This is a genomic window from Hyphomonas sp. (assembly GCF_022844445.1).
In the GTDB taxonomy this organism is placed as follows: domain Bacteria; phylum Pseudomonadota; class Alphaproteobacteria; order Caulobacterales; family Hyphomonadaceae; genus Hyphomonas.
In genome coordinates, this window is sequence record NZ_JALHLS010000003.1 from 219,831 (window position 1) to 245,442 (window position 25,612).

At 63.8% G+C, this 25,612-nt stretch carries 14 protein-coding genes; 4 read left to right on the plus strand and 10 right to left on the minus strand.

Features of this window, described 5'->3' with window-relative positions; all coding sequences use genetic code 11:
* Window positions 1–298 precede the first annotated feature (298 nt).
* Together Q0C17_RS05730 and Q0C17_RS05735 are read right to left on the minus strand one after the other, a co-directional pair.
* Window positions 299–1,204, minus strand: a complete 906-nt coding sequence (locus Q0C17_RS05730; RefSeq protein ID WP_291202691.1) for a phosphatidylserine decarboxylase — start codon at window positions 1,202–1,204, stop codon at window positions 299–301.
* Between the two features lie 29 nt (window positions 1,205–1,233).
* Window positions 1,234–3,078, minus strand: a complete 1,845-nt coding sequence (locus Q0C17_RS05735; protein ID WP_291202693.1) for an ABC transporter ATP-binding protein/permease — start codon at window positions 3,076–3,078, stop codon at window positions 1,234–1,236.
* A gap of 113 nt (window positions 3,079–3,191) precedes the next feature.
* Here Q0C17_RS05735 and Q0C17_RS05740 point away from each other — a divergent pair, with 113 nt between their 5' ends.
* A complete protein-coding gene (locus Q0C17_RS05740; RefSeq protein WP_291202696.1) occupies window positions 3,192–3,782 on the plus strand; it encodes a TIGR00730 family Rossman fold protein in 591 nt (196 codons plus the stop codon).
* Window positions 3,783–3,796: 14 nt separating this feature from the next.
* On the opposite strand, the gene Q0C17_RS05745 is transcribed toward Q0C17_RS05740, so the two are convergent.
* Both Q0C17_RS05745 and Q0C17_RS05750 read right to left on the minus strand, forming a co-directional pair.
* Window positions 3,797–4,819, minus strand: a complete 1,023-nt coding sequence (locus Q0C17_RS05745) for a hypothetical protein (protein WP_291202699.1) — start codon at window positions 4,817–4,819, stop codon at window positions 3,797–3,799.
* Between the two features lie 95 nt (window positions 4,820–4,914).
* Window positions 4,915–5,757, minus strand: a complete 843-nt coding sequence (locus tag Q0C17_RS05750) for a metal-dependent hydrolase (RefSeq protein WP_291202702.1) — start codon at window positions 5,755–5,757, stop codon at window positions 4,915–4,917.
* 80 nt (window positions 5,758–5,837) lie between these two features.
* Between Q0C17_RS05750 and Q0C17_RS05755 the strand changes: the two genes are divergently transcribed.
* Together Q0C17_RS05755 and Q0C17_RS05760 are read left to right on the plus strand one after the other, a co-directional pair.
* Entirely contained in the window at window positions 5,838–6,431 is a 594-nt protein-coding gene (locus tag Q0C17_RS05755) for a TetR/AcrR family transcriptional regulator (RefSeq protein WP_291202705.1), read from the plus strand.
* 253 nt (window positions 6,432–6,684) lie between these two features.
* Entirely contained in the window at window positions 6,685–8,157 is a 1,473-nt protein-coding gene (locus Q0C17_RS05760) for a DEAD/DEAH box helicase (protein ID WP_291202708.1), read from the plus strand.
* Between the two features lie 84 nt (window positions 8,158–8,241).
* On the opposite strand, the gene Q0C17_RS05765 is transcribed toward Q0C17_RS05760, so the two are convergent.
* Complete coding sequence (locus Q0C17_RS05765; protein WP_291202711.1) at window positions 8,242–9,669, minus strand: aldehyde dehydrogenase family protein; 1,428 nt, start codon at window positions 9,667–9,669, stop codon at window positions 8,242–8,244.
* 65 nt (window positions 9,670–9,734) lie between these two features.
* A complete protein-coding gene (locus Q0C17_RS05770; protein ID WP_291202714.1) occupies window positions 9,735–10,940 on the minus strand; it encodes a serine hydrolase in 1,206 nt (401 codons plus the stop codon).
* 288 nt (window positions 10,941–11,228) lie between these two features.
* On the opposite strand from Q0C17_RS05770, the gene Q0C17_RS05775 reads away from it, so the two are divergent.
* A complete protein-coding gene (locus tag Q0C17_RS05775; protein WP_291202717.1) occupies window positions 11,229–11,366 on the plus strand; it encodes a glycerophosphodiester phosphodiesterase family protein in 138 nt (45 codons plus the stop codon).
* 165 nt (window positions 11,367–11,531) lie between these two features.
* Here Q0C17_RS05775 and Q0C17_RS05780 read toward each other — a convergent pair whose 3' ends face one another.
* From Q0C17_RS05780 to Q0C17_RS05795, 4 genes are all read right to left on the minus strand, one after another.
* Window positions 11,532–12,485 (minus strand): alpha/beta fold hydrolase, encoded by a 954-nt coding sequence (locus tag Q0C17_RS05780; protein ID WP_291202720.1) that lies wholly within the window; start codon window positions 12,483–12,485, stop codon window positions 11,532–11,534.
* A 13-nt stretch (window positions 12,486–12,498) separates the two neighbouring features.
* The gene (locus tag Q0C17_RS05785; RefSeq protein ID WP_291202723.1) at window positions 12,499–18,831 is read right to left on the minus strand and encodes a type I polyketide synthase; all 6,333 of its coding nucleotides are present in this window, start codon (window positions 18,829–18,831) and stop codon (window positions 12,499–12,501) included.
* Window positions 18,828–24,653 carry a MupA/Atu3671 family FMN-dependent luciferase-like monooxygenase gene (locus Q0C17_RS05790; RefSeq protein ID WP_291202726.1) on the minus strand — a complete coding sequence of 1,942 codons (5,826 nt, stop codon included), beginning with the start codon at window positions 24,651–24,653 and terminating at the stop codon, window positions 18,828–18,830. The genes Q0C17_RS05785 and Q0C17_RS05790 overlap by 4 nt, the downstream gene beginning before the upstream one ends.
* Window positions 24,654–24,859: 206 nt before the next feature.
* Window positions 24,860–25,597 (minus strand): 4'-phosphopantetheinyl transferase superfamily protein, encoded by a 738-nt coding sequence (locus Q0C17_RS05795; RefSeq protein ID WP_291202729.1) that lies wholly within the window; start codon window positions 25,595–25,597, stop codon window positions 24,860–24,862.
* Window positions 25,598–25,612 lie beyond the last annotated feature (15 nt).

A 25,612-nucleotide genomic window follows, 5' to 3' on the forward strand; every position in this document is an offset into this window, starting at 1 on the left:
CCTGGATAGGGCTGGGGTGGCGCGAGGCGGGCTCTGTTCTCAGGCCTGCACATCCGAAGACCGCGCGATCCGCACTGCCACGAAAGTCGCTGATCCTTCCGCCTGCGGAGCATAAGGGCCTGATTAGGGACATTGGCACGATCCGGCTAGCTCGGGGCGCCCGGTCTATATCCATTGAACACAAGCTGACCGCTCTCCGCTGGACCCGGCAAAAGCCGGGAGGAGCAGAAGCCGAGTATGCAGAATGACAAACCGCCCGGGAGGCCCCGCATCCGGCCACACATCCTTCGCGCAGAGCTCAGTCGCTCTCGCCGTGCTTGCGCGCCGCTTCGCGCAGGCGCGCAAAGATCGCCGCCGGGTCCTCCGGGGCTTCGATTTCGTCCGGCTCCGGATAATCATCGAACACTTCTTCGTCCGCGATGGCGGCCTCTGCAACCGCAGCCGCAGCGGCCGCCGCAACAACTTCCTTGCGGACTTCCGGCGGCGCCACTTCCACCGCGTCCATCACCATCTCGTCGTCGAACCCGGCGCGCAGGCGGCCAATCACCGTCTCCCCGCCGATCAGGGTCTGGCCCGGCCAGATCTGGACGCTCATGGCGGCCGGCAAATAGAGGTCGCACCAGCCGCCGAGGCGGCGCGTGCCGAAGGCGCGGCCGAGGCGCACGACATCGCCGGTCTCCACCGCCAGTTCGATGCGCGGGCCGAGGCCGCCGCTCGCCAGCGCAATCCCCGCCTGCTCACCGGCGCTCTCGAACGTGACGTAGGCGCGCGTCAGGCCGTCATCGTCGGGACGGAAGGCCAGCGGCACATTCGTTTCGCCTTGCGCGAGGCTGATCAGATCTACCCCGCCGGCAATCGGGGTATAGAGTTTGTTGGTGGAAAAGGGCGAAGAGGCGATGCGGATGCGCAGGAAACTGCCCGACGAGAGGCGCAGCGCCGTCGGCGGCTCGTCACGCTCGACCGAGAGGACGATCCCGTCACAGGGCGCCACCACCCCGTCGAGGATGTCTGGCGGCGAACGGCGCGACCAGCGCCCGGCGGCGAGCGCGGCCAGCATCGCGGCAAAACCAATCCAGAACAGCGGACCCCAGATCCAGCCGAGCAACAGCGCCGCCAGGAAAGCCGCGGCGGCCGCGGCCACGCCTTCCCAGTCCAGCACAACATTCAGCCACGGCATGGAGCGGCGTTCGATTTCCTCGGACATTCTAACGCTCCCTTCACGATGGGCGGTGTTCAGACGGCGGCCAATGCAGCATCCGTGCTACGGGCCTGTCTTTGCCACATATCAGCATATTTGCCGCCTTTTGCCAGCAGCGCGGCGTGGTTACCACGCTCAATCACACGTCCGGCTTCCAGCACGATGATCTCGTCTGCCGAAATCACGGTCGAGAGCCGGTGGGCCACCATCAGTGTGGTGCGGCCCGCCGAGGCGTGTTCCAGCGCGTCCTGAACGGCCGCTTCGGTGGCGCTGTCGAGGGCGCTGGTCGCCTCGTCGAGGACCAGTATGGCTGGGTCTGCCAGCACGACGCGGGCGATACCAACGCGCTGTTTCTCGCCGCCGGAGAGTTTCAGGCCCCGCTCGCCGACGCGGGTATTCCAGCCATCGGGCTGACTTTCGATGAAGTCGAGCAGCTGCGCCCCGCGCGCCGCTTCTCGGATATCCGCATCGCTCGCGCCGGGACGGGCATAGGCGATGTTGGCACGGATCGTGTCGTTGAAGAGCACCACATCCTGCGGCACGAGGCCGAGATTGCCGCGCAGAGATTCCTGCGTCAGCGTCCGCACATCCCGCCCATCGATCAGCACGCGGCCGGAGTCGGTGTCATAGAAGCGGAACAGCAGCTTCAGCAGGGTGGACTTGCCGGCGCCTGACGTGCCGACAAACGCGATCTTGCCGCCAGGCGGCGCGTCGAAGCTGATATTCTGTATACCGACGGACCGGCCTTCATGGTTGAAGCTGACATTCTCGAATGTCACCCTGCCCTGCGGCTTGGCCAGCACTTTCGCATCTGGCGCATTGCGCACTTCCGGCACCATGCCGAGCAGGCCGTGCAGCTTCTCGAGGTCCACCGCGCCTTGCTTGATCTCGCGCCAGGCCCAGCCAAGGATGTTCAGCGGCGCATAGAGCGACAGCAACATCAGCATCACGGCGGTGAGGTCGCCAATCTGCATCTTGCCGTCCAGCACGTTCCAGGCCGAGAGGATCAGCACAGCGAGCAGGCCGAGGTTCATCACCAGCGCCTGCACGGTGTTCAGCACATACATGCTGCGGTTTGTCTCGACATAGTGAGTGTTGTATTCGCCCATTGCCTTGTCGAAGCGCGCCGTCTCGCGCGTCTCGGCGGCGAAGGATTTCACAGTCTCGAAGTTCGTCAGGATGTCGACCGAGGTCGCGCGGAAATGTGTATCGGCCTCGTTCATTTTGCGGCGCTGGCGCACGCGCCATTCGGTGATGATGACGGTCGAGATCACGTAAAGCGCAATGGTCGCCACCGCGATCAGCGAAAGACGGTAGTCATAGGCAATGCCGAGCGCGATGGAGGCCAGCACCAGGCGGATGAGCGTCGGGCCAATATTGAAGGCGAGGAACCGGATCAGGTAATCGATCGCCCCTGCCCCGCGTTCGATGATGCGATTCAGGGCGCCGGTGCGGCGGGTCTGGTGGAAATTCAGCGAAAGACCAAGCGAATGGCCGAAGGCGTCCACGCTCGCAACCCGCTGAGCATCCTGGCTGACCGGCGAGAACAGCCAGTCCCGGACCTGCGGCAGCGCAGCGGCAGCAAAGCGCAGGACCAGCCCATAGGTCAGCCACAAGGCCGCGACGGCAAATCCGCCGCCGGCTTCCTGGGGGGCGACCTGGTTGATCGCGTGCCCCATGACCAGCGGCGAAATGACTTCCAGCACCGAAGCGGCTAGCGTGAGGACCACGGCAATCGCCATGACCGGGCGCCATTTCGCCAGTTCCGGCCGCCAGAGCAGCTTCAGGATGCGCATGATGGAGGCTTGCAGGCCGCCATCCGCACTCTCGATCCGGTCGTGATTTTCGGGCGCCTGCTGGCCGTGTGCGGGAGGACTCATGCACGCCATATGGCGCGGAACGCGCCAAAACGGAACAGGCCACCGAAAGGCGGCTGCCAGCGCCCCTGCAAAACCACTAGCGGATGGCGGCGACGCCGCCTAATTTCAGAGCTATGGATCATATCAAGAAGTCCCTGAAAGCTGGCCGTCTCGGGTCGATCTGCGTCTATTGCGGTGCATCGAACACGGTGAACGAAGCCTATCTCCGACTTGCGGAAAAGCTGGGCCGCGAACTCGCAAGCCGCGACATCCGCCTCGTCTATGGCGGCGGCGGTGTCGGCCTGATGGGCGCCTGCGCCAGGGCCGCCCATGAGCGCGGCGGCGAAGTGCTCGGTATCATGCCGCGCTTCCTGTTGCAGAAGGAACGGATGTACACCGAGGTGGAGCATCGCATCGTCGACGACATGCACACCCGCAAGATGATGATGTTCGAGGAAGCCGATGCCTTCATCGTGCTGCCGGGCGGGATCGGCACGCTCGAGGAAGCGGTAGAGATCCTCTCATGGGCGCGGCTCGGGATCCATGCCAAGCCGATGGCCTTTCTCGACGAGGACGGATTCTGGGAGCCCTTCTTCCAGCTGATCGAGAAGATCATCGAGGGCGGGTTCATTCCTGAGGACTTCCGCGGCGCGATGGTGCATTGCGCCACCTCGGCAGAAGCAATCACGGCGCTCGAAGACCGGCGCGTGGTGATTGACCTGTAGGCGGGGCGTCGCGGCTAATCGAAGTCCTCGACCAGCAGGGGTTCCTCGACCGTCGATTCCAGTTCGGCATAGCGATCAAGGATTTCCCCCTTTGCCGCAGCGCGGGCCGCTGCATCGCCTTCGGTCAGCAGCTTCTCGATTTCGGAGGCGTCCTTGCCGAGCGCCTCCTGCACCAGCTTACCGCAATCACTGGTACCGCGTGTCTTGTTGACCGGGCAGGATTTCAGCCAGGTGATCGGACGGCTCGCCCAAGGATCAATCTCGAAGCCCTCACGGCGGAAGAGCACAAGCTTGTCGCCGGTCTTCTTGCAGGCCTTCTTCACTTCCTTCTGGTACGGCTTGAATTCCGGCGGAAGGCCGAGGCCGCAATAAGTGTCCACGTTCCAGACACTGACGCTCATCGTACGCTCGCGACCTTCTTCGTCAAAGCTGTGCTTTTCGAGGTAGTCCGTGCCGTACCAGGCCGAGACGAGATCGCCTATTTCCAGTTCGCTCGCCGGTTCGCGCTCCAGCTGGATGACGTAGCGCCTGGCGTTCAGATCACTGAAGGCCTCGCCAACAAAGAAGTTCAGAGTGTCGGTCGACGGGTCCCAGGAGATCGCACCGTCCTGCCCGACTTCGGTGGTGATCGTTTCAGCCGGGTTCACTTCAAGGCCGTAGAGCATCGCCGTCTCGACGCTCCAGTTGCCGTCGGCGCCGGAAATCCAGCCCTTGCCGTGGGCGAGGCCGAAGCGGCAGTAGCCGTCCCAGTTGGCCGCGCGCCAGTAGGCGGCGAAGCGCTCGTATCGCTCCTCACTGGGCGCAAACACGATGACCGAACATTCCCCACTGGCGGTCGGCACGACGCGTTCGCCCGCGCGAAGTGGCAATCTGAGGCCGAGATAGTTGGGCGTCTCTTCGGAGGCCGTCTCGATCCCGGCCGCGGCGGACTCCAAGTCGAGCGGCGCCGGCTGGGCGCTCGCTACGAGGGCCGCAGCCAGAACCGCGAGGGTAACGGGAATGCGCGCGAGCGTCTGGCGGAACCAGAAAATGTTCATGCGAACGGCCTCATTCCCCAGCCTTGAAGCTAGAGTTGATAGGACCAAACATGTTGGTCCTGTGGCCGGATTCAGGTGAATTCTTGGAAAGAGGCCTATTCCGCCGGAACGGGCGTGAATTCGGCGCGCCAGTCCGACATCAGGTCGCGGTTATCATGATCCCACGGGTGGAAGCCCGGTTTGAACCACGTGATCCAGATCTTCCAGCCGCGCCCGAAGAAGGCCGGATCTTTCCACAGGAAATGACGAACGGCTTTTTTGGCCTCTTTCGGCGAATAGCCATCGGCTTCCAGCATCCAGGCCGAATAGGTGGCGATGTTGCGCGGGAAGAAATACGAGATCAGCAGCATCGACACGCAGCGCCGGACATAGCGGCGCCAGGCCGGCCAATCTTTCGTGGCGACGAGGAACACGTCATAGGCGACGGCCTTGTGCTCGGTCTCTTCCATCGCATGCCAGCGCCAGAGGTCGCGCAAGGCGGGATCGGTCTTTCGGAACATGTCATCATGTTCTGCGAACATATCAGCCAGCATGGCGGTGAAATGCTCGAGGCAGATGGTCGCCATCAGCATCCGCATCGGCCCGCGTGCCCGGGAGAAAGCGATCCGCTCACGGATTTGTTCCTCGATGCGGGCAACCGGATACTTCTCGCGGTCGATCATCTTGTTGAGCAGGTGATGCTCGCGCGAATGCAGCGCTTCCTGCGTAATGAAATCCTTCGCATCCTGCGCCAGCTTGCCGGTGAGGCGGTCCTTATAGGCGCGCACGGCGTCCATGAAGAGGCGCTCGCCATCGGGGAAGGTCATCGACAGGGTGTTCATCACGGCGGTCGCGACCGGGTCGCCGTCGAGCCAGTGACCGGACTTCGCGCCGGCGACATCGAAGTGTAGGTCACGCGGCAGGATCGTCAGATCTTCAGGGGAGCGCTTGGCGGTCATATCGCTTTTCCTCGTAAAAAGGGGCAATCTGCCCCCTGTTCTCAATCCAATTTCAGTCTTTGTATCATTTACTGACAAAAATGTCGATAAACAAAAGCACCCCTCCCCCCCGCGTCCGGCGGTCACAGGAGGCCTCCCGGGACAATATCCTGGCGGCGGCCGAGCGCCTGCTCGTCGGCGGCGGCCCGCAGACCCTGCGGCTGGCCGACGTGGCGAAAGAGGCGGGCGTGGCGAACGCCACCGTGCTGCACCATTTCGGCACCATCGACGGCGTGCAGGCCGCATTGATGGATAAGATGATCGTGGAGCTGGTCTCAGGCCTGGTGGCGATGGATCTTCCGGACGACCCGCGCGCCGGGCGGGCTGCGGCGCTGCAAAACCTGTTCGATGCGTTCGAGACAAAGGGCGCCGCGCGCCTGGCCGCCTGGCTGGAGCTGACGGACGAATCACGACGCCTGCGGACGGTGCGCGAGGCCGTGCAGACGGTGGTCCGGCAGAAGATCGGCGCCGCGGCGGCGGATGAAGGCCGACTGGAAGACGCGATCCTCATCAGCGTAATCCTGGCCATCGGGGTCGGCCTGTTCGGCCCGACGCTGGGCGAACTGCTCGGCAAACCGAGGGGCCGGGCCCGCGCGGTTGCCCTGAAGCTGCTGGAGGACGGGCTCGATCCGTAGGCGGAGCGGCGGGCCGGCCTGTGGAAAACCCTTTGACTTTCTGGAATTTAAAGCGCATTGGGCCCCGGTCTGGGCCGCTTCGGCGGCCTTGCAGGGCAGCGTGAGCTGGCGTGGCGGAACATCCGCCTTGTCCGAGGCCCTCCTTACAGACACCAACTTAGCCCCAGGCGCCCTTCTTCACGCGGGTCGTTAGAACCCCCGCTCCCCAGCGCGTGTGTCGCGCCGGGCGCATTCATTCGTATTGAAAGACCACATGACCAATTTCCAATCCTTCGGCCTCGCGCCGCGCGTTGAATCTGCGCTGACCGCTGCCGGCTATACCACCCCCACCCCGATCCAGGCCGGCGCCATCCCGCTGATCATGTCCGGCCGCGATGTCATGGGCCTCGCCCAGACCGGCACTGGCAAGACGCTGGCCTTCGCCGCCCCGATCCTCGACAAGCTGTTTCGCAATCAGGGTCCGGCCCCGCACAAAGGCACGCGCGTACTCGTGCTTGCCCCGACCCGTGAACTCGCCGGCCAGATTGCCGCCTCGTTCGAAACCTATGGCGCAGGCCTCGGCCTGCGCGTGGCAATGGTTTGCGGAGGCGCCAAGATCGGCCCGCAGATTCGCAAGCTCGAGCGCGGCGTGCACGTGCTGATCGCGACACCCGGCCGGCTGATCGACCTGATCGAGCAGCGCGCGGTTGGCCTCAAAGATGTTGAAGTCCTCGTGCTCGACGAAGCCGACCAGATGCTGGACCTCGGCTTCATCCACGCACTGCGCGCCATCGCGAAACACGTTCCGGCGAAACGCCAGACACTGTTCTTCTCCGCCACGATGCCGAAACTCGTCGAAGGCCTTGCGGCGCAATTCCTGCGTGATCCGGCCCAGGTGGCCGTGGCCCCGCCTTCGGCCACTGCCGACAAAGTGGAGCAGCGAATCTGTTTCGTCGAACAGGGCGAAAAGCAGGCACTCCTCGTCGAGACCATTCGCAAGCCGGAAGTGAAAACTGTCCTCGTCTTTACCCGGACGAAACATGGCGCCGACGCGGTGGTTCGCCGCCTCGCCGCCTCGGACATCGACTCGGTCGCCATCCATGGCAACAAGAGCCAGTCGCAACGTGAACGCGCGCTGGAAGCCTTCAAGGGCGGCCGCGTGCCGGTGCTCGTCGCAACCGATATTGCCGCCCGCGGCATTCACATCGACGGCCTGACCCACGTCATCAACTTCGACCTTCCGGAAGTGCCGGAGCAATACGTCCACCGTATCGGCCGCACCGCGCGCGCCGGAGCGACGGGCGTGGCAATCTCGTTCGTCTCCAGGGATGAGCGCGACTACCTGCGCGCCATCGAGAAACTGGTCGGCAACAAACTGGCGCCGCGTCCTGCGGGCGAGTCGGAAGCCGATGATCGCGGCTCGCGCAAACCGCAGCAGCAGAGCCGCCGGCCGCAGGGCCAGCAGCGCAGCAGCGGAAACGGTGATCGCCGCCCGCAACGCGATGGCGAGCGCCGGGCCTATGACCCTGCTGCACGTCGTCCGCAGGCGGACGGCGAACGCCGCCCTCAGCGTGATGGCGAGCGCCGCCCGCAGAGCACGGGCGAGCGCACCCCCTCCGGCACGGGTGGCCACTTCCAGCGCACCTCCGGCGGCGGCAAGCCCGGCGGAAACGGCGGCGGCAATCGCCGCGGCCCGGGCCAGGGCGGCGGTGGCGGCGGACGCTCGCGCCGTCCGGAACGCGTCTGACTTTTCCTGACCTGAAACAGAACCGCCCCGGCCTCACGGCCGGGGCGGTTTGCGTTTGGGGCATCGTCCGGAGACGGATTACCGTCAAGCCGTGGCGGCAGCCTTGCGGGTGAACACGGTTTTGGCCTGGCAGAATTCGAGGACGCCGTCCGGGCCGCCTTCGACGCCGATGCCGGATTGCTTGAAGCCGCCGAAGGCCGCGTGGGGGCTGAGGTGCTGGCTTTCGTTGATCCAGATGGTGCCAGCCTGGAGCTGGTCGGCGATCTGCTGGGCGCGGTCTAGGTCGGTGGTCCAGATGGAGGCGCCAAGGCCGTATTCGCTGTCATTGGCGCGGCCGATGACTTCATCGAGATTGTCGAACTTGAGCAGCGGCAGGACCGGGCCGAACTGTTCCTCCTGCACGATGCGGGCGGACTCGGGCGGATTGTCGAGGATGGTGATCGGCACGAAGTAGCCGGGCACGTTCGAGGCTTCGCCGCCGATCAGGAACTTGTAGCCGTTGTCCTTGGCGTCCTGGATGAGTTCCAGCACGCGGCGATACTGGGCGGAGTTCTGGATCGGGCCGATCTGGGTGCCCTGCTCCGCGCCGTCGCCGATCTTCACCGTCTTGGCGTATTCGACGATCGCCGCCTTCAGGGGTTCGTACACGTCCTTGTGGATGTACATCCGCTTGGTGGCGATGCAGATCTGTCCGGTGTTGCGGAAAGCGGCCCAGAAGAGATCCTCGGCAACCTTCTTCACGTCGACATCCGGCATGACGATGGCGGGATCGTTGCCGCCGAGTTCGAGCGTAACCCGCTTAAGCGAGCCGGCCGCGCTTTCCATGACCTTCCTGCCGGTCTGGGTCGAGCCGGTGAAGCTCACCTTGTCGACGCCCTTGTGGGCGGTGAGCCAGGGACCGAGCCGGTCCGAACCGGAGATAAAGTTGACCACGCCGTCCGGCAGTACGCCGCGCAGGAGTTCGCCGAGGCGAAGCGTGGTAAGCGGCGTCGTCGGCGCGGGTTTCAGCACGACCGTGTTGCCGGCGAGGAGCGCCGGGCCGAGCTTGAAGGCGGCAAGGATGATCGGGAAATTCCACGGCACGATGGCCGCGACGACGCCGATGGGGCCATAGCGCGTGATGGCGTGGCGCTCGGCGGAGTCTTCGGAGACGTGTTCGGGAATTTCATGCTTGGAGGATTCCATTAGCCAGAAGGCGCCGCCGCCGACATCGCCTTCGGCGTCCGGATGGGGCTTGCCCTGCTCGCGCGTCAGGAGGCGCGACAACTCGGGAATGTTCTGCATGATGACGCCGGCCATCACGTTCAGCAGCTCCCGGCGCTTCTCGATGGGCGTGGCTTTCCAGGCCGGCAGCGCGGCGCGCGCGGCAGCGACGGCAGCGTCCAGTTCGGCCTTCGTACAGTCCGGCGCCTGCGCGAAAACCTGGCCAGTGGCGGGGTTTTCAACGCCGAAGGCTTCCGTTCCGGCAACGGCCTTGCCGTTGATGGTCATGGTGAACTTGTGGTCGGTCATGGCAGTCTTCTCCCTTTATGGAAGACACTGAACGACACACCGGCGATTTTCACAAGACCGGGGATCTACTCAGATTTGTCACGATCGACGGCTTGCTGGACCGCTTTATAGAAATCGCGGCGGGCTTCCCACTCGCCGCCGCGAAAGCCGAGGGCGGAAGTCCAGCTGGCATTGGAGGCGATGACGAGGTTACGGCTGGGATCGATGAAGATACCTTGGCCGAAGATTCCGTCGGCTTGATATGAGCCGTCGTCCCAGGTCCACCACTGATAGCCATAACCTTCGCCGGGGGAATTGATGTCGGCCTGCTTCACGGTGGCGGCTTCAATCCAGCCCTCCGGCAGAATGCTCTCACCGTTCACGACGCCGTCGGCCAGCATAAAGAGACCGAAGCGGGCAAAGTCGCGCGTTGTCGCCTGGATGCAGCAGCCGGCGATCTCATGTCCGTCCTGGCCGAGGAGCCATGTGGCGTCGGCCTCCATGCCGAAGGGTGTCCAGATCTTTTCGGTGAGATAGGCATTGAGCGTCTTACCGGTGGCGCGGCTGACCAGCACACCGATCAAGTTCGTTTCACCAGTCGAGTAGTTCCACTGTTCGCCGGCAGGATGCGCGCGCGGCAGGCCAGCCATATAGGCGGCGACAGTGCTCACGCCCTCGGCGGGCTCCTGTGCATCGAAGCGGGCGACGTCCGACTGCGGATCTTCATAGTCCTCGTTCCAGGCGATGCCGGAGGTCATGGTGAGAAGCTGAGCAATGGTGACGGCGTCATAAGCGGAGCCTTTCAGCTCGGCAATGTAGGTGCTGACCGGCTCGTCCAGGCTCTTGATGTAACCGTCTTTGATGGCGGCGCCGACGAGTGTGGAGGTGACCGACTTTGCGACAGAGAAGCTGGTCCAGCGGGCATCGGCGCGGAAGCCCAGGCCGTAGCGTTCGAGGCGGACCTTACCGTCATGGACGATGACGAGGGAGACGTTGCGCTGGGTGGCGAGGTAGGCGTCGAGATCCAGTCCGAGGTCGAGCGGAGCGCCTTCGGGGAGGATATATGCCGCCTCTCCCGCTGCGATGGGCCGGGACTTGGTGATGAGGGGTACGCGGTCGATCATTCGGAAACCGGCATCGCGCTGACCCTGCGACCAGAAGAGGACGTCACGGTTGACCGGAGGATTCGCGAGTAAGCCGCGCCAGTCCGGACCAATCAGGAACCAGCCGGCGGCCAGCAGAACGCCCAGCACGGCCAGACCGATTCCAATGCGCTTCATCAATCCCGGCATACGTCTGCTCCCCTTCAGTTATCTCCATTCCTAAAGCAAAGCGCGGAAGGCTGGAAACTGGTTTTTGGAACGTATGCGGGGGGCGCAGGAGACTTGTACCTGCGTTTTCGCCCGGTTTGTAAGCACGCAGCGGCGCGTTTCAACCTAGTCCCGCGCGCGCCTACGCCGCGCTGAGCAGCGAAGCCCCCATCATCATCGCGCATCGCGGCGCGAGTGGTCTCTTCCCGGAACGTACGATCAAGACCCACTCGGTAGCGGGCCGCGGATTTCATCGAGCCGGATCTGGTGATGGCCAAGGACGGCGTCCCAATCGCCCGGCATGACCATCACCTCGCCGCGACGACAAACGTGGCAGACCACCGGGAGTTCGCGGACGACAGGCGCGCGCTTTGCAGACCCGCAGGCGGAGCTGGCAGCGCTGATTGAAGCGGGCCAAGACCGGATCTGGGTGGACGTTCCGGCAACGGCCCTCGACGCGCGCAGCGCAAACCGAGACCTTCGGCACGGGGAAACGCTTAAGCTTTCTGGTGCTCGCTGTTTCTGCCCATGGCGATCGGCAAACGGGCAAAGAACGCCGGAATGGCTCCGTCTTCAGCGAGCCGACGAGGCCGGCGCGGCCCTGACCTGTTCAATGAGGCCGGCAACCCGCGCGCGGTATTCCTCGCCGGCGACCGCGCCGCCATCGCAGTGGCCCGCCTCGGCGATCTGCCAATAGTCGACATTTGGCCCGCCCTTGTCCTTCAGCGCCTGGGCATGGGTTTCAGCTACCCAGTGATCCTGCAGGCCATGGATCAGCAGGACGGGGCGCGGCGCGATGTTCCCGATAACGTCGGCTGGGGCAAGATATGCGGACAATCCGATGCGCCGGTGTGTATGGTCCACAACCAGACCGGCCCACCAGGCTGTCGCCCATTTGGCACCGATGCCAATCAAGCCGAGGCGCCGGTCAGCGCCCTCGGCGACGAAATCCTCGAAGCGTGCAATGGCGCTTTCAGAGATGACTGCATCAATGGATGGGTCCTGCGCCGCGGCGAGAATTGCGGTTGTACCCCCAAGCGAGCAACCAAAGAGGACGACTTTTTGATAGCCCCGCGCGCGCAATTCCTGCGCAGCGGCGGCGGCGTCCTCCGCCTCGCGGATACCGAGCGCCATTCCGCGGTTCTCGCCATCACTCAGGCCGTTTTCGCGCATGTCGATCAACAAGACGCCCGCACCCAGCTTGTTCAGCATACTGAGATGGCCCAGCTGACCGCGTCGATCACCGCTGCGTCCATGCAACGCGACGATACCGACGTCTTTGGCATCCTGAGCCGCCGGCACCAGCCAGCCCCGCACGGTCTCGCCGCTCGCAACATCGAAGGCGATGTCTTCATAGGAAAGGCCCGCTTCAGTAGCCGGTGTCTCGGTGAAGACAAACTCGGCGGGATCGGGCTGCCGGTAGCCTCCGGGATTGGTCAGCGCGCGCGATTCGAGCCAGACGCTCGCCAGGAACAAGGCCACAACAATCGCCAGCGCGACGGCAATACCAACGGGGAGCAACTGCATCGAGCGCACCTTCTCAGATCTCCTCAAGCTCACGTTTCGCGTGACCATTCAAAGCCTCGATCCTGCGGCGGACTTCCGCGACGACGACATGAACGGCCGGTTCAGCGAGCAGGTTGTCGTGATGGGCATCCAGCGTGATCACATCCACCTTGCCGGTCGTGATCCCTTGCCAGCCCAACAAAGGGCCCGAGCGGACGAACATGGCGTCTGCATGCTCTGCCCGGAAGATCACGACGTCGCCGTCATACTTTGCCGGATGGTAGCGGCGCTGCGCTTCAAGATACAAGGTCTCCGAGCGATCTCCGAGAAGTTCGATATAGGACTTCTCTTCAGTTTCCGGTTTGGGGCCGAGCCGTTGCCGGGCAGTAACAGCGAAGTGCGATAGTCGCTGAGCAGACCGGCGCAGAATGTAGGGCGCATCCATCTGGCCAATCAGGCCGATTTTATCCAGCAGGCCCAGAGGCCGCGAAATCTCCTGCGGCGCCAGCGTATCCAGCATGATCAGGAGTTCGACCTTCCGGCCGCTGCGGTTCAACTGCTGCGCCATCTCGATGGCTATGACACCGCCGCCCGAGTAGCCCACGAGGCGATACGGACCTTCGGGATCAAGTGTCTGAATATGGCGAACATAGAGCGCGGCCATCTCTTCAATGGTTTCGAGGAATGGCAGTGAGCCATCAATACCCTGCGCCTCGACACCATAGATCGGAGAGCCGTCCTTGAGGCGGTCCGCAAAGGGTTTGAACCACAGCACGTTGCCCTTCGCACCGTGGATCAGGAACAGCGGCCGGGCACCGGGCGTGCCTTGAGTCATGCGGATGAGCGGTGTCCAGTTGCTCCTGGCGGGCGGTGCCCTTCCTGGCGAACCCTGATTTGTACCCCGCCCGCTGCTTGCCCCAGCGTTCTCCGGCGCATCACCGGGGGACTGCGCTTCCGGCTCGTCGTCCTGAGGCAGAAGCAATGCCAGATCCGAGATGGTCGGCGCTTCGAAGAGCGTGGCGAGCGGCAGCGACAGCTGGAACTGCTTCCGGATGGCCGCGAAGAGGCGCACACCAGTGAGCGAGTTACCGCCGAGGTCGAAGAAATCATCCTTCACGCTGACATGCCGAATGCCGAGCAGCTCCGACCAGATCTTCGCAAGCGCAATTTCAGCGGAGGTCGCCGGCGGAATGAAACCTTCCGGAAGCTCAGCCGGTTGCAGGTTGTCTGCTGCAGCATCCTGCGCCGCAGTGAACGCGGGCGCGTGCAGCTTCCGGATCCAGAGCGGCAGATCTACTGACGATACCGCGATCTGCACGAGACCAGGCTGGGCCATCGCGCGTCCGAGGGCTTCCAGGCCTTCCGAGGCGACGATGCCTTCGCGCAAGCTGTCCGCCAGCGGATCCTGGGCGAGGCGCTTGCGATGGGCCAATTCCGGAGCCGTCTCCGCGAGCGAGGTACGCGCATCAAGCCGGCGCATGGTGAACCGCGAGATTTCGGCGAACACCGTTCCATCGGCGCCGCTGAGCGTGACATCGAAGTAGGCCACGCCGTTTTCCGTGTCCGGCAAGCAACGCAGATGGCTGAAAACGTGTGACGGCATGGGCCCGAACAGGCGCACGGCGCCGTAGGCCATCGGAACATAGAACTCGGTGGAGAGGTCAATGCCGGGGATCAGCGCCTGCGCGCCGCCAGTCGCCATATCGAGCAGCGCCGGGTGCAGCGCGTAGACAGCAAGGTCGTCTGTGAACGCAGCATCGAGCGACAATTCGATGAGAGCTTCTGAAGCGCCGAAGGACACCTTGCGGATATTCGACCAACGCGGACCAAAGGCCATGAAGTCCTGTTCGAGGCGGCCGCCCTCTGGCTCCGTCACGCGAACCTGGCAGTTCGCGTGCAGCGCAGCCAGGTCGAGCGGCGGGCGCTCAGGCACAGTGCAGGGTCGTGCCTCACCCATCACGAGCGGCGAGCCTTGCAGATCCGGGCCTTCGCGCATGGTCAGGGCGTGATGATCGCCTTCCGGAACGAGCTGGATGGTCAGGGCACGGCTTTCGCCGGCCCGCAGTCGGAAGGGCGCAATGAAAGCGAGGTCCGTCAATTCTATCGCGGCCGAGCCGAAGGCCTCCGCATAGGCGGCGCGGGCCAGTTCAACGAAGCCGGTGCCTGGCAGGACGTAAGGACCGTCCTTGACCTGGTGCTCGGAAAGCATCCAGTGCGTTTCTGCCGAGAGGTTTGCCACAAAGAACCGGCCGGCAGGCGTATCTGTATAACCATCGAATGCCGGATGACGGCTCGGATGAGCGACAGTGATGCCTTGCGTCTGTTCGCGGTGGGCGCCGGCTGCCATACCGACATCGCGCCAGGCATTCCAGTTGATCACAAGCGTGCGGCCGGGCTTGCCGGCAGCACGGGCGCGGGCAAACGCATCCTGAAAGGCGTTGGCGGCGGTATAGTCCACCTGCCCTGGCAGGCCGAGCGTGGAGGCTACCGACGAGAAGAGCATGAAGACATCAAGCGGCTCAAGGACGAGCCTGTCGAGCGCCAGCGTGCCGGCAACCTTTGGCGCGAGGACACGCTGCATTGCCGCCGTGTCCTTCATCATCATGGGCGCATCGTCCATGACGCCGGCCGCATGGATGACGCCGGTAAGCGGACCAAACATGCGCCGCACATTGGCAAGCGCTGCGGAGAGCGCGGTCTCGTTGGCGACGTCCCCATCCACAACAAGCACCTCGGCGCCCAGGGCGCGCAGGGCGCGAACCTTCGCAATTCTCTGGGCGGTGCGGCTGCCGGTATTTCCGGCGAGGATCTGGTCCCAGCGCGATTCAGGCGGCAGGGATTCACGTGCGAGCAAAGCCAGTTTTACCGGCTTCGTGCGCGCAAGATGCTGCGCCACTTCAAGGCCGATGCCGCCAAGGCCGCCGGTGATGAAATAGACACCGCCTTCGCGAATCCAGTCGAACGGGGCCGATCCGTCCCGCGCCGCAGGCAAGGGCAGCGGAGAGACATTCTGGACCCAGCGCCCATCCGGCGAGAGTGCAACGAGAGGATCAGACGTTGCCGCGCGCAACTCCCGCACGAGGCGGGCCAGAACCGAACGGGCACCGGCCTTGTCGAGCGAGGTTTCCGGCACGTCGATGCAGCGAACGGCCAGGTTGGAAAACTCGCGCGGCGTGACTCGGACGGGACCAAGGGTAAGCGCGCGCAGCGGATCGACGCGGCGGCCGGCCACGCCGCTGATTCCGGAGGTTACGATCGAAACCTGCAACCGGCCGGACAGCGCGCCGAGGGCGCGGATCAGGAAGACAGGCTGGAGGAAATCTCGCGTCAGGGATGATGCGGCAGACGACCCTGCGCCGCTTGCGTTCAGAAGAAGCACCACGTGATGGGGAACGCCTGCCTGAGCTTCAAGCGCTTGCAGGAACTCCGTGAACTGATCTGCATCATTCCAGTCGAACGACCAGATGCCGTCCGGCCGGGTGTGAAGGCGTGAGCCGGGAGAGGCGATGACGATCTTCTCAGCGCCGATCTCCCGGGCCAGCGCGCGGGCGCCGGCCTTATCGGGCGACAGGAGGAGCCAGAACGGCGCCTCGGCCGGCTCTGCTGATGTCACGAGCGGGGCCTCGACATAGCCGAGGTTGTAGAACCAGTCGGAAATGTCCGGGCGCTTCACGAGATCTTGCGACCCGGCGGTGGCAACGGCCTTGCCAGGCTCAATCCAATAGGACTTGCGTTCGAAGGGATAGGTCGGCAGCGGCACGCGGTTGCGCAGCTGTCCATCGTAGAAGGCGGGCCAGTCAACCTTTGCGCCGGCGCACCAGAGATTGCCGAGGCCAGTCAGGGCGCAGGCGAGATCGCTGGCCTTCTCCTGCGGGTGGCGCATGCAATTGAAGGCGTGGCGCAGCGGGGTGGCCTGCGCCTTCGCCAGCATGCTGAGCGTGCGCCCGGGGCCGACTTCCAGAAGGGCGATGGCGCCAAGCTCCCGCAACGTGGCGAGGCCGTCTGCGAAACGCACTGTGGAGCGCAGGTGGCGGACCCAATAGTCCGGAGACGTCGCTTCGGCAGTCGTGATCCAGGTGCCGGTGACGTTCGAGACGAAAGGCTTGGAAGGCGGCTGGAAGCGGATCGTGCGGCAGAGGTCGCGGAACTCGCCGAGCACCGGATCGAGCATCGCAGAGTGCGCCGCCACATCGATCCTGACAGGCGTCGACTCGATGTCTTTTGCGGCGAGGATCTCTTCAAGCGCGCGAATGGCCGCGGTCGGCCCCGAGGCGACGGAAAGATCGGGCGCATTGGCGGCGGCAATATCGAGCCCGGCAGGGAGCAGCGCGCGCAGGCTCGTCTCGCCGAGCGGGACACTGAGCATGGAACCGCGCTCCACGACTTCGAACAGTCGGCCGCGCAGCATGACGAGCCGGAGGGCCTCTTCGAGCGTCATCACACCGGCGAGGCAGGCCGCAGCATACTCGCCAACACTGTGCCCGATAAGCGCATCAGGCTCGACGCCCCATGACTGGAACAGTCGCGCCATCGCGTATTCGGTGGCAAAAAGAGAGGGCAGCGTAAGCGAGGGGCGCTCCAGAGTGCGCGTCGCCGTTTCAATGCCGGACTGCGGCGGGAACATCAACGGACGCAGGTCCTGCCCAAGCGCCGGCGTGATGATCTCGAGGCACGCGTCAACGGCGTCCCGGTAGACGCCTTCCTGCTCGTAGAGTTCATGCCCCATGCCCGCATACTGCGCGCCGCCACCGGGAAACATGAAGACAGTCTTCAGTTGAACGTCTTCGGCTGTATCCCGCGCGATCCGCTTCGGCGGGCGCGCCTGGAGCGCTGCGATGGCATCGTGGCGGTTTTCAATGGCAACCGCGAGGCGGTGCGGCATCGGGCGTCGTCCGGCGCCAAGCGTAAAGGCCGCGTCCGCGAGATCGAGTTCGGGATCGGCGGCGAGCGCTTCGGCCAGGTTGTCGCAGGCCTGGTCAAGTGCCGTTTGCGTGGCGGCAGAGAGGACAAGCAGTTGCTGCGTTCGCTCGCCTTCCCCAGGAAGGTGCGCCGGCGCTTCCTCGAGAATGACATGGCAGTTGGTTCCGCCCGCGCCGAGCGCCGTAATGCCGCAGCGGCGGGGGCCTTCTGAGCGCCATTCCCGCAGCAAGCTGTTGACGAAGAACGGGCTGTTGTCAAAATCGATGGCTGGATTGGGTGTTTCGAAACCAAGGCTGGGCGGAAGCTGGCGGTGCTTCAAAGCCATGACCGCCTTGATGAGCGAGGCCGCGCCCGCCGCTTCGCCAAGGTGCCCGATGTTCGACTTGACGGAACCGATGGCACAATAGCGACGCTTGTCCGTCAACGGACGGAAAGCTTCATTGAGCGCTTCAACCTCGATCGGGTCACCGACAAGCGTGCCGGTGCCGTGGGTTTCGATATAGCTGATACTGTCGGCAGGAACCTGCGCCGCCTTGAGGGCGGCGCCTACGACGGCCGCCTGCCCTTCAACGCCCGGCGCGAGGTAGCCAACCTTCATCGCGCCATCATTGTTGACCGCAGAGGCCTTGATGACGGCGTGGATCGTGTCCCCATCATCCAGCGCGTCTTGCAGGCGTTTCAGTACAACGGCGCCGGCGCCGCTGCCGAAAACCGTGCCTGCGCTCTTGGCATCGAACGGTCGGCAATGACCATCCGGCGATAGGATTTCCCCGTCGCGGTAATGGTAACCTTGGGACTGGGGGAACAGGACCGTGGAGCCGCCCGCGAGCGCGAGTGTGCAATCGCCTCGCACAAGGGCCTGGCAGGCCAGGTGGACCGAGACGAGCGCAGAAGAACAGGCTGTCTGGACGTTCATGCTCGGCCCGCGCAAATCCATCTCGTAAGAGACGCGCGTCGCCAGAAAGTTCATGTCGTTGCCAGTATGGCGCACGAGGAACTCACCCATCGACCGCATGAGATCGGGGTTCGAGCGGAGATTCTCCATCATGTAGAGGGGCGCGCCAGCCCCCGCAAAGACGCCGACAGGACCTTCTTCCGGCGACGCTGTGTAACCGGAATGCTCAACAGCCTGCCAGGCGACTTCCAGGAATAGCCGGTGTGCGGGGTCCATGACGGACGCCTCGCGAGGGCTGAACCCGAAGAACGTGGCATCAAACTTGTCAACGTCCTCGAGAACGGGGCAGACCTTCACATAATCCGGATCTTGCAAATCGGCGCGGCTGACCCCTGCTGCAACAAGCTCCTCCTCCGTCAGTGGCCGGATGGATTCGACACCGTCCCGGACGTTTGCCCAGAAGGTCTCTACATCCGGCGCGCCAGGGAAGCGACCGGCCATGCCGATGATGGCGATGTCATCAGGTCCGTGGGAAGGCCGCGGTCCGGTCATTGGCCTGCTGGCTCCCCTCGCAGTTCACGCCGGCGGGCTGCTGCATCCTTCTTCCGGTCGACCTGCTTCTGAATCTTTTCGGACTGCTCACCGGCCGGATCCCGGCCCTGATCAAGGTGGTTTGCAAGGGCTTCGACCGTCGGAAAGCGGAACATGCTGACGAGCGAGACCTTGCGGCCAAGGCGCTCCGACAGGCGCTGGTTCGCCTGGGCGGTCAGCAGCGAGTTGGCGCCGAGATCGAAGATGTTCTCGCGCAGGCCCACGCGGTCGAGACTAAGCAGGCTCTTCCAGATGTCGGCGATGGTCTGCTCGAGTTCGTTGGAAGGGGCGACATGCTCGGCAGCGGCGCGCGGCGTATCCCGGGCCGGCGCCGGCAATTGCTTGCGGTCGATCTTGCCGTTCGGCGTAAGGGGGAACGTGTCCATCACAACGAAGGCGGACGGCACCATGTACTCCGGCAGGAACTCCCGCAGGTGCGTGCGCAGATCTTCGAAGAGTTCGGCAGTATCCATGGACGGCACAGCCGGGCGGTTTGCGTAAGCAGCGGGTGCTTCGGCATGCGGCGGCGGCGGAACGGCGAGGCGGCCCTGGGGCCCGTTGGCACGGTGGCGCAGCACAGCGTCAAAGCGCGCCGGGTTTCCTGAGCGGGCCGGGAACAGGTCGACCAGGTAATTGCCGTCAAGGCAGGCCAGCTGTCCGGGATCGATCCCCTCGGGCCTCGCAGCAAGACTTTGGCGCAGGTCCGCCACGGTTGCGCCGGGCGACTGTGACATGGCAGCCAATGCGCCGAGCGCAGACGCAAGGCGGGCGTTCGGAAGATCCGCGAGATAGAGAACCGCGGGCGCCTGTACGAGCAGGTCGCGGACGGCTTCCAGTGAACTGACTGTGACAGCGGGCGGCAGAGCAACTGCCGGGGCGTCTGGCGCGCCGAAATGCAGCGTCACGTCATACCGGAAGCCGTTCATCTCGGTGTCGGCAAGGCCTGTCTTGAGGCGCACATCCACGGCTGACAGGCCCGGAAGCGCGCGGGTCATCGCATGGAAGAACGCATCCGACAGGACAAGTTCGCCTTCCTGACTGACGCGCCTGGAAATGCGGCGGCCGACTTCGGCAGCGTCCAGATGCGCGGGTGCCTGATGCAGGGTGGTGAGGGTGTGGAAGGCTTCGAGCTGATTGAGACTGCGCACGTCTCCGACGAAGATACGGCCGCCGGAAGCGAGCAGTTCGCTGGCGCGCTTAAGCACGCGGACGAAATATCCGGCATCCGGGAAGTACTGGCAGACAGAGTTGATGATGACCGTATCGAAGCTATGGTTTGTCAGGCTCTCGAGCGAATCAGCGGGCTGCTGCAGCAGCGTGACTTTCTCGCGCTCAGCCGGCGACAATTCCTGGCGGATCGTCTCCAGTGCGTGGGGCGAGAGGTCAACCGCCGTGTAATGTTCGGCATGCGGAAGGACGCGGTAAAGCACCATGCCAGTGCCGCAACCGATTTCCAGAACCCGGCGCGGCTTCAGAGCGAGAACGCTTTGCTCGGTCAGGTCCAGCCATTCGCGCATGGACTCGGCCGGAATGGGTTCTCCGGAGAAGCTGCTGTTCCAGCCGGCGATGTTAAACCGGCGGTCGGCGACGTCATTGGCGCCCCTGTAGGCCTCGTCCCAGAGAACTTTCCATTGCGACGTACGCGCCGCATCTCCCTTCTGCGGCGACGATTTGACGGCGGGAATGACATAGCCGACAAGCTGCGCGACAGCCGTATCGGCGCGCGCCATCACCACGTTCTGGTGGACACGCGGATGGCGGCCCAGGACGGTTTCAATCTCGCCAAGTTCGATGCGGTAGCCGTTGACCTTCACCTGATGGTCGAGGCGGCCGAGAAATTCGATGTCACCGGTTTCACGATAACGGCAAAGATCGCCGGTGCGATAGAGGCGGCCGGATGCATCATACGGATCGGCGATGAAGCGCTCGGCAGTAAGGTCCGGACGTCCGAGATAGCCGCGCACCACGCCTTTGCCGCCGATGCAGAGCTCGCCCGCCACGCCGACAGGCACCAGTTGGTTGCGGGCATCGAGGATGCGGATCGTCGTATTGGAGATCGGGCGGCCGATGGTGACCGGCTCGCCGGCGCGCACAGGCGCAGTGGTGGACCAGATGGTTGTCTCGGTCGGGCCATACATGTTGAGGATTTCGCCGCCGACAGCCGGCAGAAGGGCTTCGACAAGATCGACCGGCAAGGCTTCGCCGCCGAGCATCAGGCGATCAAGTCCGCGAAGTGCCGCGAGGCTCTCCGGGTCACTTGCGAGGATGCGCGCCATCGACGGCGTACACTGCAGGTGTGTGACGCGGCGGGCACGTATCTGCGCTGCCAGACTGTAGTCGGACGTATCCTCAGTATAATCCGCACCCGGATTGGCCAGCTGCCGCAACCGGTCAAGATGTTCAAGGTTGTCAATGACAACCTGAGGGTCAATACCGAAGTCGATCAGGCACGCCACTTCGTTAGCGCCGATACCCTTGAGCTGCTCGACCATGGCCAGCGCATTCTCAGGCGAACCGAAGAGGCCGGCGGTCTCGAAATAGCGCTCGAACGCATGGTCCATCAGCGCTGCCATGTCTTCGTCCGTGAACTGTGACGGATCGAAGGCCGGCGATCCGCGATCCTGTGCGGACGGCTGGCGGAAAGCCGGGAACATGGTCGGCGCGACCTTGATCAGGTCGTAGGAGCTGGTGAGATAGTTGCAGAACGGTTGACGGGCGAGCTCACGGGCCTTGTCGGTATCGTCGCAAACGAAAGTATGCAGCATCACGGAGATGTTGCCCGGGCCTTCATAACCCGCTTCGCGGCGGGCCTGCCGGTAGGCGGCGAACTTGTTGCGCAGGTCGTCGATGTCCTGACCGAGCATGTTCGTCAGGACGTTGGCGCCGAGGCGGCCAGCAATTTTGAATGTGTCGACGCTACCGGCAGAGGCGATCCAGATGGGCGGCTCGGCCTGGACCGGGCGGGGAAGGACGCTGACGGAAATGTCCCTGCCCTGACCATTCTTGACAGTGACCTTCTCTCCTGCCCAGAGCTTGCGCACGGTGTCGATGCTCTCGAGCATGACTTCGCGGCGGCGCTCGTAGTTTTCAGGCATGAAGGCGAAGTCGTCCGCGTGCCAGCCGGAGGCGAAGGAGAGCCCCACACGGCCACCGGACAACTGGTCGATCACCGACCAGTCCTCGGCTACACGCAGAGGATTGTGAAGCGGCAAGACGACGCTGCCGGCACGCAGGGCGATGCGGCTGGTGATGGTGGCAAGGGCTGCCGTGGTGACGGCGGGATTCGGATAGAGGCCGCCAAAGGCATGAAAGTGCCGCTCGGGCGTCCAGACGGTGCTGAAGTCGTGGGTGTCCGCAAAGCGGGCGCCCTCAAGCAGGAGGCGGTAAGTCTCACCCGGCTTTGTATCGCCCTGCCCTGCCGCAAAATAGAAGAGACCAAACGCCATCGGCTCTTTCGAAGCCTTTACAACAGGCTTGCGTGCGAGCGAGGCGCGGTCGCTCTCGCCTTGGATCACGACCTCAAAGCCGCGCGTCAGCGTCCAGAACAGCTCGAGCACGGAAATGTCGAAAGAGATGCTGGTGACGGCAAGCCAGACACCTGGCTTGGTGCCGATACGGGCATCCATGCCGGAGAAGAAATTGACGACATTGCCGTGCTGCACCATCACGCCCTTCGGGCGCCCGGTGGAACCGGAGGTGAAAATCACGTAGGCAAGATTGTCAGGCTTGGCGGCGGACGCACCGATCGGCGCATCTGCGTCCATCGCAATGTTCTCGACACAGAGCACCTCTGCACCATGTTCCGGCAGTCGCCCGGAAAGGTGTTTCTGGGTCAACAGCAGCGGCGCCCGGGAGTCCTCCAGCATCATGCCGATGCGTTCCTGGGGATAGGCAGCATCCAGCGGCACATAAGCACCGCCTGCCTTCAGCACGCCCATGAGGCCAACGATCAGGTCCAGCGAGCGCTCGATGCACACAGCAACCAGAACATCGGGACCAACGCCGCGGCGGCGCAAAGCGTCGGCGACGTTGTTGGCCCGGCGATCGAGTTCACGATAAGTCAGAGAGCGGTTTTCGAACGTCGCAGCGACCGCATCGGGCGTACGCCGGGCCTGCTCGGCGAACAGGTCATGGATGCAGACATCGCCCTGTACAGCTTCATTGGCCCCCTGCCAGGTGTTCAAAAGAAGATCGCGCTCGGCAGCGGGCAACATTCCGAGTTCCCCGACCGCGCGGGCGGGCTCCGCCAGACCACTGTCGAGCAGCGTTTCTACGCGGCTGGCAAGTTTTCGAACTTCGGATTCCGATATGGCGCGCTGGTCATAGGCCCAGGCGAAAGATACGCCGTCTTCAGAAACGACAAGGGTAAGGTGTGTTCCATCGACCAGCGCGCCGGAGACGCCGAGGCCAAGGGGCGACTGAACACGCACACCGACGGCAAGCGGCTGCACCCGGGCGCCTCGCAGCGCATTGTAGCGCGTCACGACATCAAGCGCGTAGGTTCCGCGTTTTTCCTGCGTGGCACGCTCCGTCTGCACACGGTCGATCAGCGCGGCGAAACCTTCCGCGAGTCCGGCATCGAGATGGAAGGGCGAAAACGCGGAATAGAACGGCGCTGCCTCTGCTGAAAATGTTTTCGCTAATGCGAGGTCAAACACGGCGTCTTCGCCCACACGGGCGAGGTAGGCTGTGAAGGCAGCAATGACAGCCGACGCACCAGCAGCCGGCGCCGCGGCAGACTTCTGGACCGGCAGCATCGCCGGATCTGGCGCTCCGGCGTGCGGTTTCAGCGCGGCAAGCGCGGGACTGTGCTGGCGCGAGAGGCGACCCGCCCAGAAGCGCTCCTGCTTTGTGAGACGGGCGTCCAGGGCCGCGATCGCGGCGCGGACAGTTTCTGGCAACAGAGAAACCGATCCACCAGCTCGGGCGCCAGTCGCGCCGGCGTCAAGCAATGCACTGTCAAGGGCCGAAAGCTCGGCGCAGCGTACCGCTCCATCTGCCGTCGCGATGACGATGCCATCACGGTCAACGGCAAGAATGTTTCCCGGCGCGCCTTTGCCATCCGCCAGAGCAATTTCGCCGACGATGCACGGGCCTTCCGGCAACAGGATCTTCGCGCGGCACATCCAGTTGTCGTCCGTACCAAGATCTAGCGCACGAACGAAAGCCGAAACCTGGGCAGAGGACTGCGTGAAATCGATCAGGCCGACATCCGGGCGGTCTGAGCGCAGGTGGAAGTCCTGCCGCGCGCCTTGCGGCGTTGCGGTGACCGCGTCACCCGCAAGCAGGTCGGCGAGGCGGCGGAAAGAAATGAGGCCGGCTTCGACACACTTGGCGCCGAGCGAGAATGACGTGTCATCATCCTGAATGTCGATGGGATGCTGCAGCAGGATTGCGCCGCTGTCGACATCGGCCGACATGTCATGCCAGGTAACGGCATGCTCCTTCTGCCCGGCCATGATTGACCAGGACGTGGCATTGAAGCCCGCAAAGCGGGGCAGCGGCGAGTCGTGGTAGTTGATTGCACGGCGGGCGGGCAGAGCCAGCATTTCAGCTGGTGTAATGGCGTGATTAACAACGCTGAACAGGTAGTCAAACTGTCCGGGAGCAAGACCGGCATTCGCCTGTTCTGCGACCGCGATACGCGCAATGCCGGCAGATTTCGACCAGGCCGAAACCTCGTCGCAATCTGAAATCAGCGCGTGAATTCGGTGGCCTCTCGACAGCCACTCGCCAGCGCATGCAATCAGCAGACGCCCACTACCTACAAACAATGCACTCAACACGACGCTATCCACCCGCTTCGTCTTATTCAGGCACGGAACGACCCCGTCCGCTTCCCGCAAATATCGTTAACACCTTGGGAAACCATACCTTCGAAGGCTGAAGAAGCAGTTGAACGCCTTGCAGTAATTTTAACAGACCTGCCATCGTATACAATGCGATATGGGTTAAATACTGGGACTTTTACTTAGTTAACGAACGATTTTCAGGTCCAGTGCTCCATTGAAAGGCGCACCGGGCGACCGGTACGGACCGCGACCGCGCCGGCAAAGCCTGGATGGGGGTCAAACGCGCATACTTGCCAGGCGGCCGGGTCGCCCTCAGGCCAATCCGCCTCCACAAGCTGCAGCGCGTCCCTGTTAGAGATGTCGATTGTGAAGCTGTTGCTGGCGCGGGAGAAGCCGGTACCAAGCGCTTTCAGCACCGCCTCCTTGGTGGTCCAGAACTGGTAAAAAGCGGCGTTGCGCTGCTCCGCAGGCAAACCCTCAAGGGCGGCATTCTCCGCCGCGGAAAAACGTTCGCGCGCCACGCCTTCGTGAAACCGGCCAATCGACTCTATGTCCACGCCCAGCTCTTCAGAGCTGACTGCCAGAGCCGCCAGGCTTTCGCTGTGACTTAAGTTGAACGTGTACGGACCAACTCCACCTGTCAGGAATGGTTTTCCCTGTTGGCCGGTCCCGAAGCTCAACGCTTCAGGCGCCAGCCCTACCCGGGCGCCGAGCAGGATGCGCATTCCCCCACGTGCGGCGATCCAGCGGCGACGAAGGTGCGGGAACTTGAACCGGTCTGCACGGGCATTTTCATCAGGCGACAGAATGGCGATCATGTCCGCCTCAGATCGGGGCGGATCGTCGAGCGACCACACACGGATGTCGACTGACACCGGTTCCGGTGCAGCCGTCAGTCCGGTTGCTACACCTCCACCCAGATTGTCTTCCCCCACCTGGAATCGCCTGCC

What these genes read in the sequence shown, in the direction of transcription:
- Q0C17_RS05775 (WP_291202717.1), top strand. Translation starts at nt 11,229, where the DNA reads ATGGCCAAGGACGGCGTCCCAATCGCCCGGCATGACCATCACCTCGCC.
- Q0C17_RS05770 (WP_291202714.1), bottom strand. Translation starts at nt 10,940, where the DNA reads ATGCCGGGATTGATGAAGCGCATTGGAATCGGTCTGGCCGTGCTGGGC.
- Q0C17_RS05730 (WP_291202691.1), bottom strand. Translation starts at nt 1,204, where the DNA reads ATGTCCGAGGAAATCGAACGCCGCTCCATGCCGTGGCTGAATGTTGTG.
- Q0C17_RS05785 (WP_291202723.1), bottom strand. Translation starts at nt 18,831, where the DNA reads ATGACCGGACCGCGGCCTTCCCACGGACCTGATGACATCGCCATCATC.
- Q0C17_RS05760 (WP_291202708.1), top strand. Translation starts at nt 6,685, where the DNA reads ATGACCAATTTCCAATCCTTCGGCCTCGCGCCGCGCGTTGAATCTGCG.
- Q0C17_RS05745 (WP_291202699.1), bottom strand. Translation starts at nt 4,819, where the DNA reads ATGAACATTTTCTGGTTCCGCCAGACGCTCGCGCGCATTCCCGTTACC.
- Q0C17_RS05735 (WP_291202693.1), bottom strand. Translation starts at nt 3,078, where the DNA reads ATGAGTCCTCCCGCACACGGCCAGCAGGCGCCCGAAAATCACGACCGG.
- Q0C17_RS05755 (WP_291202705.1), top strand. Translation starts at nt 5,838, where the DNA reads ATGTCGATAAACAAAAGCACCCCTCCCCCCCGCGTCCGGCGGTCACAG.
- Q0C17_RS05765 (WP_291202711.1), bottom strand. Translation starts at nt 9,669, where the DNA reads ATGACCGACCACAAGTTCACCATGACCATCAACGGCAAGGCCGTTGCC.
- Q0C17_RS05750 (WP_291202702.1), bottom strand. Translation starts at nt 5,757, where the DNA reads ATGACCGCCAAGCGCTCCCCTGAAGATCTGACGATCCTGCCGCGTGAC.
- Q0C17_RS05740 (WP_291202696.1), top strand. Translation starts at nt 3,192, where the DNA reads ATGGATCATATCAAGAAGTCCCTGAAAGCTGGCCGTCTCGGGTCGATC.
- Q0C17_RS05780 (WP_291202720.1), bottom strand. Translation starts at nt 12,485, where the DNA reads ATGCAGTTGCTCCCCGTTGGTATTGCCGTCGCGCTGGCGATTGTTGTG.